Consider the following 2,832-nt stretch of genomic DNA (forward strand, 5'->3'; position numbering starts at 1 on the left):
ACCAGGGGGCCCCCCGCGAGGGTGCGGCGGGCCAGCGCCAGCCCGCGCTCGGGGTGCGAGCCGCGGTCCGGCACCGTGTCGGCGTCGAGGGCGAACAGGGTGGTGCCGAGGCTGTCGCGGTCCGTGGTCGGGGAGGCGGCGAGGTAGGCGTCGCCCGCGTAGACCACGAGGGCGACCGCCCGGGTGCCGGCGGCCTCCGCCACGGCGGCGGCCGCCTGCCGGACGCCCTGGAGGTTGCCGCCCTCGGTGACCGACCGCGACAGGTCGACGACGAGCACGGTCTCGTCGAGGTTGCGGTAGGTCCGCCCGTCCGCCCGCTCCACCGCGGGGCCGGTCAGCGCCAGGGCGATCAGCCCGGCCGCCAGCGCGGCGGCGAGGTTCGCCTGCCGCCGGCCGCCGAGCACCGCGCCGGCCCGGGCGAGATAGGCCATCAGCGCCGGGTCGACCGCCCGGGCCCAGTCGCCCAGCGGCGCCGAGCGCCACGCGGCGCGAAGGGCCAGCAGGACCACGACCGGGATCGCCAGGAACCACCAGGGGCGCAGGAGGGCGACGGCGTCGAGGGCGCTCATCGGGCGGACCCTCCGACCCGAATATTCGCCCCCGAGGCCGGCGTCGCGCCCCGGCACCGCGGGACGAGGGGGAGGGTCGGGGGCGCGGGGTATCGTACCATCACGCTCCCCTCCGGCTGGCCAGCAGCAGCGCGGCGCTGAGGAAAGCCAGGGCGGCCGGCCAGGGCCAGAGGTCCCGGCGGAGCGGCAGGGGCGGGGCGAGGGCGCGGCCGCCCTCCAGCCGGTCGATGGCGTCGGCGACCCGGACCAGATCCTCGGTGGTGCGCACCCGGAACGCCTCGCCGCCGCTCGCCCGCGCCATGTCGCGCAGGGTCTCGGTGTCGACCACGTCCTGCTCGCCGTCGGCGTCGGCCATGTCGCGGGGCCCCAGGGCGATCGTGTAGACCTTGATGCCGAGTTCCTTGGCGAGCTCGGCCACGTCCTTGGGGGCGGTCTGGCCGGCATTGTTGGCGCCGTCCGACAGCAGGATCACGGCCTTCGCGGCCTTCTCGCCCGGCCTCGCCCCGGCGGCGTCGCCCCCGGCGTCCCGCGGGTCCAGCCGGCGCAGGGCGAGCCCGAGGCCGTCGCCGATGCCGGTGGAGCGGCCGCTGATGCCGATCGTGGCATCGTCCAGCGCCCGGGCGACCGCCGCAGTGTCGAAGCTCGGCGCCGCCGCCACGTAGGCCTGGTCGGCGAAGATCACGAGGCCGATCCGGTCCCCGGCCCGGCGCCGGATGAAGTCGGTGCCGACGCGCTTGACCGCGGTGAGGCGGTTCACGGTCTCGCCGTCGAGGGCGAAGTCGCGCCGCTCCATCGAGCCCGACAGGTCCATGGCGATCATGATCTCGCGGCCCGAGGCCGGGAGCGCGGCCGCCGGCATGACGAGGCGCGGGCCCGACAGCGCCGCCACCAGGGCGATCCACAGCGTCCAGGTAAGCAGGGCCCGCCGGCGCCCGCGGGCCGCGCGGTCGGCGCTGGCGCGCGCGCCGGCCACCAGGGTCGCGGGCACGCGCAGGGCGCCGCTGCCCCCCTCCGGCTCCGCCGGGATCAGGCGCGCGGCCAGCAGCGGCAGGGGCAGCGCCAGCAGCGCCCAGGGCGCGGCGAGGTCGAAGGCCGACAGGAGCGCGCTGAGCCACGCGGGCAGGAATCCGCTCATGCCCGCAGCCGCCCGATCAGGCGGGCGAGCTCGGCGTCCAGGGCGTCGAGGTCGGGATCCTGCCGCCGGTACAGCCCGTCGGCGAGCACCCGGCCGGCGCCCCGGGTGAAGAAGTCGGTCCGGAACAGCCCGTCCAGCCGGGCCGCCCAGTCCGGGCCCGTCGCCCGGGTCCCGGTCCCTGCCTCGGCCTCGCCGGACCGGTCGAGAGACCTGTCGAGGGATCGGTCGAGTCTGCGCAGCAGCCGGGCCTGGGCGACGAGGCGCGCCTCCGGGTCGAGGCCGCGGCTCCGGGCGAGCTCGGCGAGCGCCGCCCGGCGCAGGGTGGCCCGCGCCCGGCCGCGCGCGTAGCGCACGAGCCCGACCAGCAGGGCGGCGAGGAAGCCCAGGGCAGCCGCCGCCACGACCTCGCCCTGCAATGCGCCGGCGGCGCCGCCGGGCAGGTGCAGGCCCCGGAGCTGGTCGAGGGACAGGGGCATCTCGGCGGGCGCGACGGGGTTCATCGGGTCGCGCCGCGGATCGGGTCGCCGGGTTCGGCCTCACAGCACCGCATCGAGGCGCTCCATGAGCGGCGCGTAGGCCTCCGGGCCGGTCTCGACGTCGAGGCGCACGCCCGCGATGCCCCGGCGGGCGTAGTCGGCGAGCCGGGCCTCGGCGGATTCCCCCGCCGCGCCGGCCCCGGTCGTCGGCACGGTCGGCGAAACGGTCGGCAGCGCGGTCCCGCGGCGGCCGTCCGCGAGGGCGAAGGGGTAGTAGCCCGGCGGCCGGGCGCGCTCGAAGGCGTCGCTCACCAGGATCAGCCGGATGGCGATCCGCTCGGCGAGCAGGGTCAGGAGCTCGTCGAAGCCCGGGCCGGGATCGTCCAGGGCGCTGGCGATGACGAGGTGGCCGCCGGCCGGCAGCAGGCTGCGGGCGAGGGCGAGCGTCGCCTCCAGCGGCGGCTCCGCGCGGGCCGGCGCGCCGGATCCGGCCCCCAAGGCGTCGGCGTGGGCCTGGGCGGGGGCGCCGGTGACCGCGATCATGGCGCGCTCCCCGCCCGCCGGCCGCAGCACGGTCGGCGTCCCGGCCGAGGCGACCGCGAGGCCGACCCGGCCGCCGTCGGCCGCGACCCGCCAGCCGAGCAGCGCCAGG

The 2,832-nt window shown here is 78.6% G+C and carries 4 protein-coding genes; all 4 read right to left on the bottom strand.

All coding sequences use genetic code 11. The features are described 5' to 3' along the window. A partial coding sequence (locus ACLBYE_RS30150; RefSeq protein ID WP_447696977.1) for a VWA domain-containing protein occupies positions 1 to 569 on the bottom strand: 569 nt, incomplete at its 3' end. 100 nt (positions 570 to 669) lie between these two features. Continuing rightward, on the bottom strand, positions 670 to 1,704 hold the full coding sequence (locus ACLBYE_RS30155; protein ID WP_447696978.1) for a VWA domain-containing protein: 1,035 nt from the start codon (positions 1,702 to 1,704) through the stop codon (positions 670 to 672). Next, the gene (locus ACLBYE_RS30160; protein WP_447696979.1) at positions 1,701 to 2,204 is read right to left on the bottom strand and encodes a DUF4381 family protein; all 504 of its coding nucleotides are present in this window, start codon (positions 2,202 to 2,204) and stop codon (positions 1,701 to 1,703) included. Before ACLBYE_RS30160 ends, ACLBYE_RS30155 begins: the two co-directional genes overlap by 4 nt. A gap of 36 nt (positions 2,205 to 2,240) precedes the next feature. Continuing rightward, positions 2,241 to 2,832, bottom strand: a 592-nt coding sequence (locus tag ACLBYE_RS30165) for a DUF58 domain-containing protein (RefSeq protein WP_447696980.1), incomplete at its 5' end; no start/stop codon positions are given.

The sequence above is a fragment of the Methylobacterium sp. A52T genome (assembly GCF_053346095.1).